General features: G+C 77.9%; 10 protein-coding genes, 1 tRNA gene and 1 pseudogene. 9 read left to right on the top strand and 3 right to left on the bottom strand.

Annotated features, from left to right (window positions below):
- Positions 1–1406: 1406 nt before the first annotated feature.
- Together WDZ17_RS17540 and WDZ17_RS15685 are read left to right on the top strand one after the other, a co-directional pair.
- Positions 1407–1676: pseudogene (locus WDZ17_RS17540) on the top strand (ATP-binding protein); the annotation flags it as partial.
- A gap of 149 nt (positions 1677–1825) precedes the next feature.
- Positions 1826–2686, top strand: coding sequence for a diguanylate cyclase domain-containing protein (locus WDZ17_RS15685; RefSeq protein ID WP_339576121.1), 861 nt, complete (start codon positions 1826–1828; stop codon positions 2684–2686).
- Positions 2687–2725: 39 nt separating this feature from the next.
- On the opposite strand, the gene WDZ17_RS15690 is transcribed toward WDZ17_RS15685, so the two are convergent.
- The 3 genes from WDZ17_RS15690 to WDZ17_RS15700 all read right to left on the bottom strand — a co-directional run bounded on the left by WDZ17_RS15690 (position 2726) and on the right by WDZ17_RS15700 (position 5209).
- On the bottom strand, positions 2726–4000 hold the full coding sequence (locus WDZ17_RS15690; protein ID WP_339576122.1) for a PP2C family protein-serine/threonine phosphatase: 1275 nt from the start codon (positions 3998–4000) through the stop codon (positions 2726–2728).
- 64 nt (positions 4001–4064) lie between these two features.
- Positions 4065–5006 (bottom strand): acyltransferase domain-containing protein, encoded by a 942-nt coding sequence (locus tag WDZ17_RS15695; RefSeq protein WP_339576123.1) that lies wholly within the window; start codon positions 5004–5006, stop codon positions 4065–4067.
- A gap of 120 nt (positions 5007–5126) precedes the next feature.
- Positions 5127–5209 (bottom strand) — tRNA-Leu (locus WDZ17_RS15700).
- A gap of 260 nt (positions 5210–5469) precedes the next feature.
- On the opposite strand from WDZ17_RS15700, the gene WDZ17_RS15705 reads away from it, so the two are divergent.
- The 7 genes from WDZ17_RS15705 to WDZ17_RS15735 are packed head-to-tail and all read left to right on the top strand — an operon-like array spanning position 5470 to position 14915.
- On the top strand, positions 5470–6210 hold the full coding sequence (locus tag WDZ17_RS15705; RefSeq protein WP_339576124.1) for an FHA domain-containing protein: 741 nt from the start codon (positions 5470–5472) through the stop codon (positions 6208–6210).
- Complete coding sequence (locus tag WDZ17_RS15710; RefSeq protein ID WP_339576125.1) at positions 6207–6713, top strand: FHA domain-containing protein FhaB/FipA; 507 nt, start codon at positions 6207–6209, stop codon at positions 6711–6713. The genes WDZ17_RS15705 and WDZ17_RS15710 overlap by 4 nt, the downstream gene beginning before the upstream one ends.
- A gap of 6 nt (positions 6714–6719) precedes the next feature.
- Entirely contained in the window at positions 6720–8192 is a 1473-nt protein-coding gene (locus WDZ17_RS15715; RefSeq protein ID WP_339576126.1) for a PP2C family protein-serine/threonine phosphatase, read from the top strand.
- Between the two features lie 3 nt (positions 8193–8195).
- The gene (locus WDZ17_RS15720) at positions 8196–9587 is read left to right on the top strand and encodes an FtsW/RodA/SpoVE family cell cycle protein (RefSeq protein WP_339576127.1); all 1392 of its coding nucleotides are present in this window, start codon (positions 8196–8198) and stop codon (positions 9585–9587) included.
- Positions 9584–11062 (top strand): peptidoglycan D,D-transpeptidase FtsI family protein, encoded by a 1479-nt coding sequence (locus tag WDZ17_RS15725; RefSeq protein WP_339576128.1) that lies wholly within the window; start codon positions 9584–9586, stop codon positions 11060–11062. The genes WDZ17_RS15720 and WDZ17_RS15725 overlap by 4 nt, the downstream gene beginning before the upstream one ends.
- Positions 11059–12909, top strand: coding sequence for a serine/threonine-protein kinase (locus WDZ17_RS15730; protein ID WP_339576129.1), 1851 nt, complete (start codon positions 11059–11061; stop codon positions 12907–12909). Before WDZ17_RS15725 ends, WDZ17_RS15730 begins: the two co-directional genes overlap by 4 nt.
- Positions 12906–14915, top strand: coding sequence for a protein kinase domain-containing protein (locus WDZ17_RS15735; RefSeq protein WP_339576130.1), 2010 nt, complete (start codon positions 12906–12908; stop codon positions 14913–14915). Before WDZ17_RS15730 ends, WDZ17_RS15735 begins: the two co-directional genes overlap by 4 nt.
- The last annotated feature ends 29 nt before the right edge of the window (positions 14916–14944 follow it).

Here is a 14944-nt window from a genome sequence, read left to right on the forward strand (position 1 = left end):
CCCCAGAACCAGGATGCGCATGGTCTCCCCTCCCGCGGGCCTCGCCCGCCACCGGTGCGGGCACCCCGCCCGCGTGCGCAGACGGTATCCCGGGGCCCGCGCCCGCGGGCGTCGCGGCGGGCGGTGGGCGCCCGAGGACGTCGAGCGACGCAGGCGCGCCGGGACCGGGCCCGGGCGGCTGGTCGCACCGCGGCGTCGGGAGGTCCCCGGGGTCGGGCGCTCAAGCCCGCCGGCCCTCGTGCCGATGCCGGCACCAGGGCCTCGTCCGGGGCTCGGCCGGGCCGCTCGTGGCCCGGGAGCCCGACGTGGAGGAGGGGCCCGTGGGTCGGTGGGGCCACGACGGCGCGACGGCGTGGGCGCGCGGGCCCGAGCACGCCGTCGACCTCGTGCGGACGGTCGTCATGGTCGTCGTCTACGGCGGGGTGACCGCGGGCCTGCGCGCCCACCCGTCGCTGCTCGAGCTCGCCTGGCCGGCCGGAGGTCTGGCGGCCCTGTGGCTGTCCGGGCCGGCGGGCCTCCCGCGGCGGACCGCCCGTGACGCCGCGCTCGTGCTGCTGACGACCGTGGCCGCCTACGTCGCCGTGGGCTCGTCCGCGGGTCGGGGGGCGGCCGTCGGCGTCGTCGCCGTCCTGACGGCGCTCGTCACGACCTCCGTGCTCGCCCGCCTCACCCGTCGCGGCGCCGGCGCGCCCACCGGGCCGACCGCCGCGCTCCCCGGCCTGCGCCGACCCTCCGACCTCGTCGCGGTGCTCCTCGCCTCCCTGGTGGGCGCGCTCGTCCCGGCGCTCGTCGCACCGGGGCTGCTGCGCGCCCTCGACGGGGACGCGGTGCCGCTGCTCATGTGGGCCTGGCTGCTGAAGAGCGCCACGACGGGTTTCGTCGTCCTCGCCGTGGGCCTGCGCCTGCGCACGGGCGCCCTCGAGCACCTCGCGGCGCGCGCGGCCCGGCGCGGCGAGGGCCGGTCCCCGGCGCCGACGGCCCCGGGCGCCGTCGACCCGGGCGCCGTCGCCCCGAGCGCGGCCCGGGTGGCCGAGGCGGCCGTCCTGGTCGCGGTGATCGCCGCCGGCTACGTGGTGGCGGGCCTGCGCGGGGACGCCACGCTGCTGGTGCTCACGCTGCTGCCGGTGGCGGTCTGGACCGGGCTGCGGATGCCGACCACGTGGGTGGCGGCCCTCGTCCTCGGCAACGCGGTGACCCTCGTCCTGCTCGCGGCGCCGCTCCCGAGCCCGATGACGGTGACGACGACGCAGGTCGTCGTGGTCGTCGTCAGCTTCTCCGTGCTCGCGACGGCGCTGCACCGCGACGCCCTGGCCGGCGCGGCCCTGCGCGAGCGACGGGCCCGCCGGTGCGCCCAGCAGCAGGCCGAGCTGCTCGAGGCCGTGCTGGCCAGCGCCCACGAGGGCGTCATGGTCGTCGACGCCGACGGGCGCGTGCTGCTGGAGAACGCCGCCGCGCGCGCCCTCACGGGGGTCTCGTCCCAGGCGTCCCGCAGCGTGCGGACGTCCTCGTACACGTTGCACCGGCTCGACGGCAGCCCGCTCGGCGAGGACGAGAAGCCGGTCGTGCGCGCGCTCTCGGGGGTCCCGACGACCGCGCTGCAGGCGCTCGTGCGGCGCGCCGGGGGCGGGGAGAGCTGCGTCGAGGTGAGCGCGCGGCCGCTGGAGGGGCTCGGGGGCGGCACGGGCGCCGTCGTCACGATGCACGACGTGACGGCCGAGCGCCGCGCGACCCGCGCGGTCGCGGAGCGCGAGCGGCTCTTCCGCCACGCCCTCGACGCCTCGCCCCTGGGCTGCTGGTGCTCCCGCTGCCCCGCGGGGACCGACCCGTGCTGCGCACCAACCCCGCCATGGCGCGCCTGCTGGGCCGCACCGACCTCGACGGCCGCGACGTCCTCGACCTCGCCGACCCGACCGACGCGCCGGTGCTGCGCAGCGCGCTCGACGCCATGGCCGACGGCGTCGAGGTCGACCGCTTCGAGGTCCGGCTGCTGGGGCCCGGCGGCCAGCGCCTGCGGTGCGCGTGCGCGGCGTCCGTCGTGCCGGCCGGGGACGGCGGGGCCGAGGCCGTGCTGCTCGTCGAGGACGTCACCGAGCGGCACGAGGCGGAGACGCTGCTGGCCCACCAGGCGCGGCACGACGCCCTCACGGGCCTGCCGAACCGGACGCTGCTCACCGAGCGGCTCGGGGCGCTGCTCGGCCCCGGCGTGCGCGCCGACTCCCGCGTCGGCGTCGTCTACCTGGACCTCGACGGCTTCAAGGCGGTCAACGACGCCGAGGGCCACGCCGTCGGGGACGGCCTCCTGCGCGAGGTCGCCCGGCGGCTCGGCGCGGCCGTGCGACCGGGCGACACCGTCGCGCGGCTCGGCGGGGACGAGCTCGTCGTCGTGTGCCCGAGCCTTGCCGGGGGGGCCGACCTCGCCCTCGTGGCGCGTCGCGTCGTCGCCGAGCTGGGGGCGCCCTACGACCCGCCGGCGCGCCACCACCGCGTCACCGTCAGCGCCGGCACGGCGCTGGCCGACCACGGCGACGACCCCGCCGCGCTGCTCGCGCGCGCCGACGCCGCGATGTACGCGGCCAAGCGCGCCGGGGGCGACCGCTGGTGCTCCGCCGACCCGTCCCCGGGCGGCCCGGGTCTCGTCGTGCCGGTCGAGATGGAGCCTCCGGTCACCCGAGGGGCCCGTCCCTGACGAGGACCTCCATCTCGACGGACGAGTCCTCCCCGACGGTCAGCCGCCGGAGGACGGGTGCCCGAGGACCAGGAGGGTGAGGTCGTCGGAGCCGACCTCGCCGGCGTGGGCCTCGACGGCGGCCAGGACGGCGTCGGCGGCCCGGTCGGCGGCGTCGGGCGCGCGGCGGTCGTCCTCGCCGAGGGCGTCCAGGGCCGCGAGGAGGCCCTCCTCGCCGAGCATCCGGCGACGGGCGTCCATCGCCTCGGTGACGCCGTCGGTGTAGAGGACCAGCTGGTCGCCGGGCCCCAGCACCACCGCCTCGTCGTGCACCCGGACCTGCGGCAGGACGCCGAGCAGCGAGCCGTAGCGGCCGACGAGGCGCGCCGGACCGCGCGCGGGCAGCAGGACCGGGCGGGGATGGCCCGCCAGCGCCACGACCGCCTCGGCGCCCCCGTCCCGGCCGGTCCCGTCCCGGCCCCTCCCGTCCTGGCCGATCCCGTCCTGGGCCACCGCGGGCAGCGCGACGACGGCGATCGTGGCGAACCGGCCGTCCATCCCGTCGAGCACGGCGCCGGCGACCTCACGGAGGAGCTCCGCGGGCCCGGCGGTCGCGGTGGCGGCGCCGCGGACGGTCCAGCGCAGGACGCCCGTCGTCGCCGCGGCACGGGGGCCGCGGCCGGAGATGTCCCCGATGACGGCGAACCAGCCGCCGCCGGGGCGGGGCACGAGGTCGTAGACGTCGCCGCTCACCTCGCCGCGCGAGCCGTCGGGGCGCGTCGCCGGGGAGTAGCGCACGGCGGTGGACCAGCCCGGGACCGCCGGCAGCGCCCGGGGGACGAGCGTGCGCTGCAGCGTCTCGGCGACCTCGGCCTGCTCGGCCCGCAGCACGTCGCGGGCACGCTCCGCCTCGGCCCGGGCGCTCACGTCGCGCTGCACCGCGACGTAGTGCGTCACCGCGCCGTCGGCGTCGTGCAGGGGGGACAGGGACAGCTCGTTGACGAACACCCGCCCGTCCGCCCGCCGGTTCGCCAGGGTGACGACGCCCGCCGCCCCGGCGTCCAGCAGGGCGCGGATGCGGGCCGGCGCGTCGCCGACGTCGAGCCCGTCCTGGAGGAAGCGGCAGTTGCGGCCGAGCGCCTGCGCCGCGGTGTAACCGGTCGCCCGGGTGAAGGCGGGGTTGACGTAGACGAGGGGCTCGTCCGGCGCCCGGCAGTCGGCGACGCAGACCGCCTGGTCGACGGCCTCGAGGGCGGCCACGAGCAGCCCGCGGTCCCCCGTGCCCGCGGGCAGCGCCGGAGCAGGCCGCGCGACGGCGGGAGGCGTCTCGCTCACGTGCTCCTCCTCATCGCGGGGCCCGGGAGGGCGCCCCACCACGGGGACCGGGCGTCGCTCGACGCTATACCGCGGGCCCGGCCGACCCGCGCGTCGCGGCGGGCAGGGCGAGGTGCCCGCTCGCGACGCCGCCGTCGCCGCGCGCCGCGCGGTCGACCACCAGGCGCTGCAGCGAGCTGCGGCGGGGCAGCCCGGCGAGGTCGTGCGGCGCCGTCCCGCCGACGTGGTCGTGGACGAAGAGCAGCACCTGCGCCGGGTCCCGGCGGACGGCTCCGTCGAGGGCGAACCGGGCGCCGAAGGCCGCGACGTTCGAGCCGGGCAGGTGCTCGCGCAGCGCCGGGTCGAGCAGCCAGGACGTGCACGTGCCGGCGACGGGCGCCCCGCCGTCGCGCCAGAGGTCCCCGAACCAGCGCACGAAGCCTGCCGCGGCCCGCGCGAGGGCGTCGTCGACGGCCGCGGGCTCCAGCCGGCCCCGCGCCGGCACGTGCAGGCCGAGCACCCAGGCGCCCGGCGCCACGGGGCCGACGGACGTCCCGTCGGCGCTGCGGCCGGCGGCGAGCGCGACCGGCTGCCGGTGCAGCTGCAGCTGCAGGCGGCCGACCTCGACGAAGCCCCCGGCGGCCACGAGCGCGGTCCACCACCACGTCCCGAGCCCCGGCCGCCCGTGCCGTGCCCGGTGCACCACCGCCTGCTGGCCGAGGTCGGCGAGCGTCGCGCGGACCAGCTCGTCGGCGACCCCGTGGTCGGCGAGCCAGCCGCGCGTGGTGGGGGCGAAGCGCAGGAGAGCCGCCGCGGCGGCACGCTCGTCCACGCCGTCGTGCGCCCAGGCCTGCCGCTCGGGGGGGAAGGTGCCGAGGGCGTCGGCGAGGTGGGCGAGCACCTCCTCCACCGAGGCCGCGTCCGGCGCGTCCGGCCCGGCCAGCAGGCCGAGCGCCCACGCCCGGTCCTCGGGCCGGACGCCGGACAGGTCGAGCAGGTCCTCGACGGGGGCTCGTCGCGTCGTCACCGCCCCACCCTGGCGCTCCGACGCCGTCGGGGCAGCCCCCGGACGACAGCAGCGCCGGACGACAGCGGTGCCGGGACGACAGCAGCCCCGGACCACCGGGTCCGGGGCTGCTGCTCGCGGTGCGCGAGGGGGGAGTTGAACCCCCACGCCCTTTCGGGCACACGGACCTGAACCGTGCGCGTCTGCCATTCCGCCACTCGCGCGAGCGGGCCGAGATTAGCACCCGGACGCCTGCACCCCGGACGCTTGCACCCCGGTGCCGCCCGGCGCGACGGACGAGCGCCCCGCTCGTCCGGTCCGGCACCACGTCGCGCCCCGGCCCGTCGTCGGCCGTCCTCGACGGGGGTCGTCGCTAGGGTGGCGGGCGCCCGCGGAGCGCCTCCGGTGCCCGGGCGGCGGACGAGGCGGCGATGGCCTCGCGCCCGGACGGGCCGGCAGGACGATCAGACGGGAGGAGGCCGCCGTGGGAGTCCTCGACCGCTTCGAGAAGCGCATCGAGCGCGCGGTGAACGGCGTCTTCGCCCGCGCCTTCAAGAGCGAGGTGCAGCCGGTCGAGCTGGCCAGCGCCCTGCGCCGGGAGACGGACACCTCCGCGCAGGTGCTCAGCCGCGACCGCACCCTCGTCCCCAACGCCTTCACGATCGCCCTCGGGCCGGGGGACCACGACCGGATCTCCACCTGGGACGACGCCCTCGGCGAGGAGCTCTCCGACTCCGTCACCGAGCACGCCCGGCAGCAGCACTACGCCTTCCTCGGCCCCGTCTCCGTCGCCTTCGAGCGCGACGACGAGCTCGACACGGGCGTCTTCCGCGTCCGCAGCGCCCGGGTCCGCGGCTCCATCGCCCCCGCGACCGCGGCCGCCGCGACCCCGGAGCACCCCGTCCTCGACGTCGACGGCAGCCGCTACCAGCTGACCGGGCGGGCGACCGTCGTGGGCCGGGGCAGCGAGTCCGACGTCGTCGTCGACGACCCGGGCGTCTCGCGCCGCCACGTCGAGATCCGCGTCGACGGGGGGCGCGCGAGCGTCCGCGACCTCGGCTCGACCAACGGCACGTTCCTCGACGGGCGCAAGGTCGAGTCCGGTCCCCTCGTGGACGGGGCCGTCATCACGGTCGGCCGCACCCGCATCACCTTCTCCAGCCGGGACCGCAGCAGGCGCGCCCCCGAGGCCGGCCGGCCGGGCGACGAGGGGGACCTGCCGTGAGCGAGCTCACCTACACGGTCCTGCGCCTGGGGCTCCTGGTCCTGCTGTGGGTGCTCGTGCTCGCCGTCGTCGGCGTGCTGCGCCGCGACGTCTTCGGCACCCGGGTCGTCGCCCGCTCCTCCGGGGACGACGGGCGGCGCCGGCGCGAGCCACCGGCTCCCCGACCGGCGGAGCGCTCCCCCGAGGAGAGGGTCCGGCGCGAGGACCGCACGCTGCCGCGGCAGGTCGTCGTCGTCGAGGGCCCGCTGCGCGGGACCAGCCTCGCGCTGGGCGGCTCCCCCGTCGTCATCGGCCGGGCGCCGGACTCCACGCTCGTGCTCGACGACGACTACGCCTCCGGCCGGCACGCGCGGCTCTTCCCCGACGGCGGCCGGTGGTGGGTCGAGGACCTGGGCTCGACCAACGGGACGCTCCTCGACCGCCAGCCCCTCGGCGCCGCCGCACCCGTGCAGGCCGGCGCGCAGCTCCGGATCGGCCGGACCGTCCTCGAGCTGCGGCGGTAGCGCCCCGTGCCCACCGCCCTGCGCTACGCGGCGCGCTCCGACGTCGGTCTCGTCCGGTCGTCGAACCAGGACTCCGCCTACGCCGGCCCCCATCTGCTCGTCGTCGCCGACGGCATGGGCGGGGCCGCGGGCGGGGACGTCGCGTCCTCCCTGGCCGTGGCCGAGCTGAGCCGTCTCGAGGGCGAGTCGCACGGCGCCGACGCCGGTCGGCACCTCGCCGAGGCGGCCCGTCGCGCGGCGCGCCGGCTGGCGGACCGGGTGCGCACCGAGCCGGCGCTGGCCGGCATGGGTACCACGGTGACGGCGCTGCTGCGGACCGGCGACCGGCTGGTCCTCGCCCACATCGGGGACAGCCGCGCCTACCTGCTGCGCGACGGCGACCTGGCGCAGGTCACCCGCGACCACACCTTCGTGCAGCACCTCGTCGACGAGGGCCGCATCACGCCCGAGGAGGCCGAGCACCACCCGCAGCGCTCGGTCCTCCTGCGCGTCCTCGGCGACATCGACTCCGGCCAGGAGCTCGACACCTCCGTGCGCGAGGCCCGTCCCGGCGACCGCTGGCTGCTGTGCTCGGACGGCCTGTCGGGGATGGTCGGCGACGCGACGCTGCGGGACACCCTCGCCGGCGTCGCCGACGTGGGCGAGTGCGCCGACCGGCTCGTCCAGCTGGCCCTGCGGGGAGGCGGCTCGGACAACGTGACCGTCGTCGTCGCCGACGTCGTCGACGTCGGCACCGCGCCGCCCGACCACACCGAGGTCGTGGGCGCCGCGGCCGCCGAGCACGGTCGCGCCACCGGCGCCCCGCCGTCACCCGCCTCCCGTGCCGCCGCGCTCGGCCGGCGCGACAAGCCCCGGGACGCCGCCGGGGACGCCGCCGGGGGGACGGCGTCCTCCGCTGCGTCGCCCTCGGGGTCCGCCCCCGGGTCCACCTCCGGGTCCACCTCCGGGTCCACCTCTGGGTCCACCTCTGGGGGACGGCGACCGCTGTGGCCGCGCCTGGTCGCCGGCGGCGTGCTCGTGCTCGTGCTCGTCGGCGGCGTCGTCGCGGCGTGGGCCTGGAGCCAGCAGCAGTACTACGTGGGGGCCGACGACACCGGCGAGGTCGCCGTCTACCGCGGCCTGCCGCAGGACGTCGGGCCGCTGAGGATGTCCTCCGTCGTCGCCGACGTCGGCCTGTCCCTGTCCGACCTGCCCCCCGTCTCCCGCCAGCGCGTCGAGGCCGGCATCACCGTGGACAGCCGCGAGGGCGCCGAGGGCGTCGCCCGCGTGCTGCTCGGCCAGGCCTGCCCCGAGCCGGCGCCGACCCCGACCGCCACGCCGACCCCCACCACGACTCCCACCGCGACCGCCACGCCGACCTCCACGTCCGGGGCCGCGCCGGCCCCGACCACGACCACCGCGCCGACCGGGACCCCGACCACCCCGCCGACGCCGGACACCCCGGCGCCCGCCGGGTGCGCCGCCCTGGGAGGGAGCTGAGCCGTGGCCGTCGTCACCTACGAGCCGCCGCGCAGCCGGCGCGGCACCGAGCTGCTGCTCCTGCTCCCCGCGGTCGGCGTCGCGACCCTCGCCTACGGCCTCGTCGGCCTCGGCGTCGACGACGCCTGGAGCCCCGGCGTGCTCTGGTACGGCGGTGGCCTCGCGCTGCTGGCCCTCGTCGTCCACGGCGTCCTGCGCTGGCGCGCCGCCTACGCCGACCCGGTGCTCCTGCCCATCGCCGTGGCGCTCAACGGGCTCGGCCTGGCGATGATCCACCGGCTCGACCTCGCGGAGGGCTCCGCGCAGGCGCCGCGCCAGCTCGTGTGGTCGGCCCTGGGGGTCGTCGCCGCGACCGCCGTCGTCGTGGCGCTGAAGGACCACCGCGTCCTGCGCCGCTACACCTTCGTGGCGATGGCGGCCAGCCTCGTGCTGCTGCTGCTGCCGCTGCTCCCCGTGCTCGGCCGGACCATCAACGGCGCACGGATCTGGGTCGGGATCGGGCCGCTGTCCTTCCAGCCCGGGGAGATCGCCAAGATCACGCTGGCCGTCTTCTTCGCGGGGTACCTCGTGACCGCCCGCGACACGCTGTCGCTCGCCGGGCGCAGGGTGCTCGGCCTCCAGCTGCCGCGCGGACGGGACCTGGGGCCGATCCTCGTCGCCTGGGCTGGCAGCGTCGGCGTCCTCGTGCTCCAGCGGGACCTCGGGACGTCGCTGCTCTTCTTCGGCCTCTTCGTCGCCGTGCTCTACCTCGCGACCGAGCGCGTCAGCTGGATCGCCATCGGCCTCGTGCTCTTCGCCGGCGGCGCCTACGTCGCCTGGCGGCTGTTCGGCCACGTGCAGCAGCGCGTCTCCGGGTGGCTCGACCCCTTCGACCCGGAGGTCTACGACCGGGCGGCGGGCGGCAGCTACCAGCTCGTCCAGGGCCTGTTCGGACTGGCGAACGGCGGGCTGACGGGGACCGGCCTCGGCCGGGGGCGCCCCGACATCGTCCCCTTCGCGAACAGCGACTTCATCCTCGCGAGCATGGGCGAGGAGCTCGGCCTGGCCGGCCTCGTCGCGATCCTGCTGCTGTACCTCGTGCTCGTGGAGCGCGGCCTGCGGACGGCCATCGGGGTCCGGGACGGCTTCGGCAAGCTGCTGGCCGGCGGTCTGGCCTTCACGGTGGCGCTGCAGTGCTTCGTGGTCGCGGGCGGCGTCCTGCGCGTCATCCCCCTGACCGGCCTCACCATGCCGTTCCTCGCGGCGGGCGGCTCCTCCCTCCTGACGAACTGGATCATCATCGGCCTGCTCCTGCGGATCTCCGACGCCGCCCGGCGCCCGGCGCCCACGTCGACCGGGCCGAGCGCCCCGGACGACCCCGCCACCAGCGAGACCCAGGTGGTGAGGACGGTATGAACACGCCCCTGCGCCGGCTGTCGGTCGTCGTCGCCCTGCTCTTCGCCCTGCTGCTCGGCGGCGCCACGTGGGTCCAGTTCGCCCGGGCGGGCGAGCTCGACGACGACCCGCGCAACTCCCGGACGCTCCTGGACGAGCTGGGCCGCGACCGCGGCACCATCACCGCCGCGGGCGGCGAGATCCTCGCCGAGTCCGTCGAGGCGGACGGGCCCATCGCGTACCGCCGCACCTACCCGGGCGGCCAGGAGTGGGCGCACGCCACCGGCTTCTACTCGGTCGTCTACGGCGCCACGGGCATCGAGGACGCCGTGGGCCCCCTGCTGTCCGGGACGGCCGACGAGCTCTTCTACCGGCGGCTGGCCGACCTCGTCACGGGCCGGCAGCCGGCGGGCGCCGACGTGGAGCTCACGCTGCTGCCCGAGGCCCAGCAGGCGGCGCAGGACGCGCTCGGGGACCAGAAGGGTGCCGTCGTGGCGATCGAGCCGAGCACCGGGAAGGTCCTCGCCATGGTCTCGAACCCCGGTTACGACCCCGACGAGCTGAGCTCGCTGGACACCGAGGAGGTCCGCGACGCGTACGCGCGGCTCGTCGACGACCCGGACGACCCCCTCGTCAACCGCGCCGTCGGGGGCGACCTCTACCCGCCCGGGTCGGTCTTCAAGCTCGTGACCGCCGCCGCCGCGCTGGAGTCGGGCGACTACACGCCGCAGACGGTGCTGCCCGGTCCGGCCGTGCTCGACCTGCCGCTCACCGACGTCGGGCTGCCCAACGTCAGCGGCGAGGCGTGCGGGCCCGGCGACGAGGTCTCCCTCGCGGACGCCCTGCGCATCTCGTGCAACACGGCCTTCGGGTCCCTCGGCATCGAGCTGCCCGACGGCGCCGTCGCCGACCAGGCCGCGGACTTCGGCTACGGGCGGTCGCTCGACATCCCGGTCCCGGTGACCGCGAGCAGCTACCCGGACGGCGAGCTGACGCCGGACGTCGCGGCGCAGTCGGCCATCGGGCAGCGCGACGTCCGGGTCACCCCGCTGCAGGTGGCGATGACGACGGCGGCGATCGCCGACGACGGGGTGCTGCTGCAGCCGCAGATGGTGGACGCCGTGCGGGCGGAGGACCTCTCGGTCGTCGAGGACCCCTCGCCGGTCGAGCTGGGCCGGGCGGTCTCGGAGGAGACCGCCGAGCAGCTCACGCAGATGATGGAGCTCGTCGTCGAGGACGGCACCGGCACCGCCGCGCAGATCAGCGGGGTCGACGTGGCGGGCAAGTCCGGCACGGCCGAGGTCGGCGACCAGGACGGGGACGGCGAGGCCGAGGACCCGCACGCCTGGTTCACGGCCTTCGCGCCGGCCGACGACCCCCAGGTCGCCGTCGCGGTGGTCGTGGAGAACGGCGGTGACGCCGGCAGCGAGGCGTCGGGCGGACGGACGGCGGCGCCCGTCGCGCGTCAGGTGATGGAGGCGGTGATCGACCGGTGAGGCCGAGCGAGGGCGACGTGCTGGGGCGGTACCGGCTCACCCGCCGCGTCGCGGTGGGCGGCATGGGCGAGGTCTGGGCGGCGGCCGACGACGTCCTGGGCCGCGAGGTCGCCGTGAAGATCCTCAAGGAGGAGTTCACGGGGGACCCGGGCTTCCTCGAGCGCTTCCGCGCCGAGGCGCGGCACTCCGCCGCCCTCGCGCACCCCAACATCGCCGGCATCTACGACTACGGCGAGGTCGAGGGCTCGGCGTACCTCGTGATGGAGCTCGTCCCGGGCTCGCCGCTGTCCGACATCCTCGCCCGCGAGGGGCCGATGGACCCGGGCCGCGCCGTCCGCGTCACCGCGCAGGCGGCCTCCGGGCTCGGCGCCGCGCACGCCGCCGGCGTCGTCCACCGCGACGTCAAGCCCGGCAACCTCCTCATCACGCCCGAGGGCGACGTCAAGGTCACCGACTTCGGCATCGCCCGCGCCGGGGACCAGGCACCGCTGACGCGCACCGGCCAGGTGATGGGCACGGCGCAGTACCTCGCGCCCGAGCAGGCGATGGGGCGTCCGGCGCTCCCCGCGAGCGACGTCTACGCGCTCGGCGTGGTGCTGCACGAGACGCTCACGGGCGAACGCCCCTTCACGGGGGACTCGCAGGTCGCCGTCGCGATGGCGCAGGTCAACGACGAGCCGCCGGAGCTGCCCGCGCACGTGCCGGCCGGCGTCCGCGAGCTGGTCGCCGTCTGCCTGCGCAAGGACCCCGCGCAGCGGCCCGCCGACGGCAGCCAGCTCGCCGCCGTCGCCGCGGCGCTCGGGCGCGGCGACGAGGCCGGCGCCCACCGGGCGCTCGTGGCCGCCGGGCTCGTGGGCGGGGCCGCCGCCGGGGCCGCGACGACGACGGCGATGCCCCGCCAGCCGGGCACGGCCGCCACCCGCGTCCAGGGGCCGGTCACGCCGCCGACGCCCGCGCCCGCCGTCGGCGGCGGCGACGAGGACGACGACGGCGAGCCGCGCCGCCGCTCGCGCGCGCCCCTCGTCGTGGTGCTCGCGCTGCTGCTCGTCGGTGCGCTCGTGGCCATCGGGGTCGCCCTGCTCGGTGACGAGGGGGGCACGGGCGACGCGCCGGCCCCGTCCACGTCCCCCTCGACGAGCGCCTCGCCGACCAGCTCGCCGACGCCGGATGAGGAGACCGCCTCGGTCGACGCCGACGACTACGTCGGCGAGCAGCTCGACGACGTCGTCCGCGCCCTGAGGGAGCTCGGCTTCGACGTCACGCCCCGGGGGACGACGACCGACGACGTCGACCCGGGGGTCGTGACCGACGTCAGCCCGTCCGGCGACGCCGTGCCGCTGTCGACGGGCCTCGTCGTCACCTTCGCCGAGGCGCCGGACGAGCCGGCCACCCAGGAGCCGACCACCGAGCCCACGACCGCGCCGACCACCGGGCCCACCCCCGACGCCCCCGAGCCCTCCGAGACCGAGCCCTCCGAGACCGAGACCTCGGCGACGGAGCCCACGGCACCGGAGGAGACGACGGCGTCCGAGCCCACGCCGACGTCCGGCGACGGCGAGGAGGGCACCTCCACGGACGCCGGGGGCGTGCCGACCGCGCCCGGCCCGGGAGACGACGGGGGAGACGACGGGGGCGACGGCGGCGGCTCGGACGACGGCTCCGGCGGCGGCTCGGACGACGGCGGCTCCGACGGAGGCGACGACGGCGCCGGGCCGGGCGCGGACCAGGGCGCGGACCAGGACGAGGGGCAGGACGACGGCGGCTCGGGCGGCGGCGCGGAGCAGGACGACGGGTCCGTCGCCGGTGGCGGCCCCGTCCTCGCCGGTCCCGGCGTCGCGGGGCCGTGACCGGGCGCCCCGAGGACGGGGCCGACCGGGCGGACGGGCGCGCGGACGAGCAGGAGGCGCTGCTCGCCGGGCGCTACGCCCTGCAGGAGGAGCTGGGGCGCGGCGGCATGGCCGTCGTCCGGGCGGCGCAGGACCGGCTGCTGGGGCGGCGCGTCGCCGTGAAGCTGCTGCGGGCGGACCTCGCCCGCGACGAGGCCCTGCAGGAACGGTTCCGCCGTGAGGCACGCTCCGCCGCCGCGCTCAACCACCCCTCGGTCGTGCGCGTGCACGACGTCGGGCAGGGGGCGGTGCCGCCGGGCGAGGAGGTCGTCCCCTTCATCGTCATGGAGCTCGTGCCCGGCGTGACGGTGCGCGCCCTGCTCGACGAGCGCGGGCGGGCGTCGGGCGAGCGGGTGGCGGACGCACGGGGGGACGCACGGGAGGACGGGCCGGCGAGCGCGGCGGGGCCGCTGGACGGGCCGGGCGTCGGCGTCGACCTGGCGGTCACCATCACCGCCGGGGTCCTCGAGGCGCTGGCCTTCAGCCACCGCACCGGCATCGTCCACCGCGACATCAAGCCGGCCAACGTCATGCTCACGCCCGAGGGGCACGTGACGGTGATGGACTTCGGCATCGCCCGCGCCGCGGAGGACACCTCCGTGACGACGACGCACGCCGCCGCCGTCCTCGGCACGGCGCTGTACCTGTCGCCGGAGCAGGCCCGCGGGCGTCCCGTCGACGCCCGGACCGACCTCTACTCGACCGGCTGCCTGCTCTACGAGCTGCTCACCGGCCGCCCGCCCTTCCAGGGCGACTCGGCCGTCTCGCTGGCCTACCAGCACGTCGGCGAGCAGGCGGAGCCGCCCTCGGCCCACCACCCCGGGCTGCCGGCGGCGCTGGACCGGGTGGTCGCGCGTGCGCTCGCCAAGGACCCCGACGACCGCTACCCCGACGCGGACGCCTTCCGCCTCGACCTGGTGGCGGCCGCCGACGGCACGGCGACCCCGGCGGAGGTGGCGGCCGCCGCCGCGGCCACCCCCACGACCGCGACCCCCACGACCTCGGGGACCGCCGCCGGGGGCCTCGACGCGCCACCGGCGTCTCCGCTGCCGCCCGGGCCCGACGAGGAGCCACCGCCGCCGGACCGCGGCCGGCGCGTCGTCGTCGTCCTGCTCGCGCTCGTCGTCCTCGCGCTCGTCGTCGTGGCCGCGCTCGTCGTGCCACGCCTGCTCGCCGACGACGACCCCGTCGCGCTCGCGACCGTCCCCGACCTCGTCGGCCAGACGAGCGAGGCGGCGCAGGCGGCCGTCGAGCGCGTCGGCCTGCAGTACGCGGCGACGACCGCGGCCTCGGACGAGGTCGCCGAGGGCCGCGTCGTGTCCCAGGACCCCGGGGCCGCCGAGCAGGTGGCCTCGGGCACCGCGGTCGACGTCGTCGTCTCCGCGGGACCGGGCACGGTCGCCGTCCCCGACGTCGTGGGGAGCACGGAGGCGCGGGCCCGCGAGGCCCTCGCCGACGCGGACCTGCAGGTCGGTGACGTGAGCACCGCCCCGGACCCGACGACGAGCGAGGGCTCGGTGGTCTCGACCGAGCCGTCGACGGGCACCAGCGTCCCCACGGCGTCCGAGGTGGACCTCGTCCTGTCCGACGGCACGGTGGAGATCGACGACTACACGGGCCTGCCGCTGGCCACCGCCCGGGCCGCGCTGGACGCCCTCGACCTGCAGAGCTCGCTGGAGTACGAGCCGAGCGACGAGGCGGAGAACACGGTGGTCGGGCAGGACCCGGGCGCCGGCCCGGTGCCGCAGGGCTCCACCGTCACCCTCGTCGTCGCCGAGCCCGCCCCGCCGACGGCGACCGTCACGCAGACCCCGACGCCCACCACGACCCCGACGCCCACCGGCACCACGACGACGACGCCCACCACGACCCCCACGACGACCCCCACGACGACCCCCACGCCGACAGGGCCCACGACCGAGGCACCCCCGACGCCGACCGAGGGGCCGACGACACCGGCAGGCTGAGCCCGCGCGCACCCGACCGATGACATCGC

Origin of the sequence: Pseudokineococcus basanitobsidens (assembly GCF_037482545.1) — a bacterium.
In the GTDB taxonomy this organism is placed as follows: domain Bacteria; phylum Actinomycetota; class Actinomycetes; order Actinomycetales; family Quadrisphaeraceae; genus Pseudokineococcus; species Pseudokineococcus basanitobsidens.

What these genes read in the sequence shown, in the direction of transcription:
- WDZ17_RS15725 (WP_339576128.1), top strand. Translation starts at nt 9,584, where the DNA reads ATGAACACGCCCCTGCGCCGGCTGTCGGTCGTCGTCGCCCTGCTCTTC.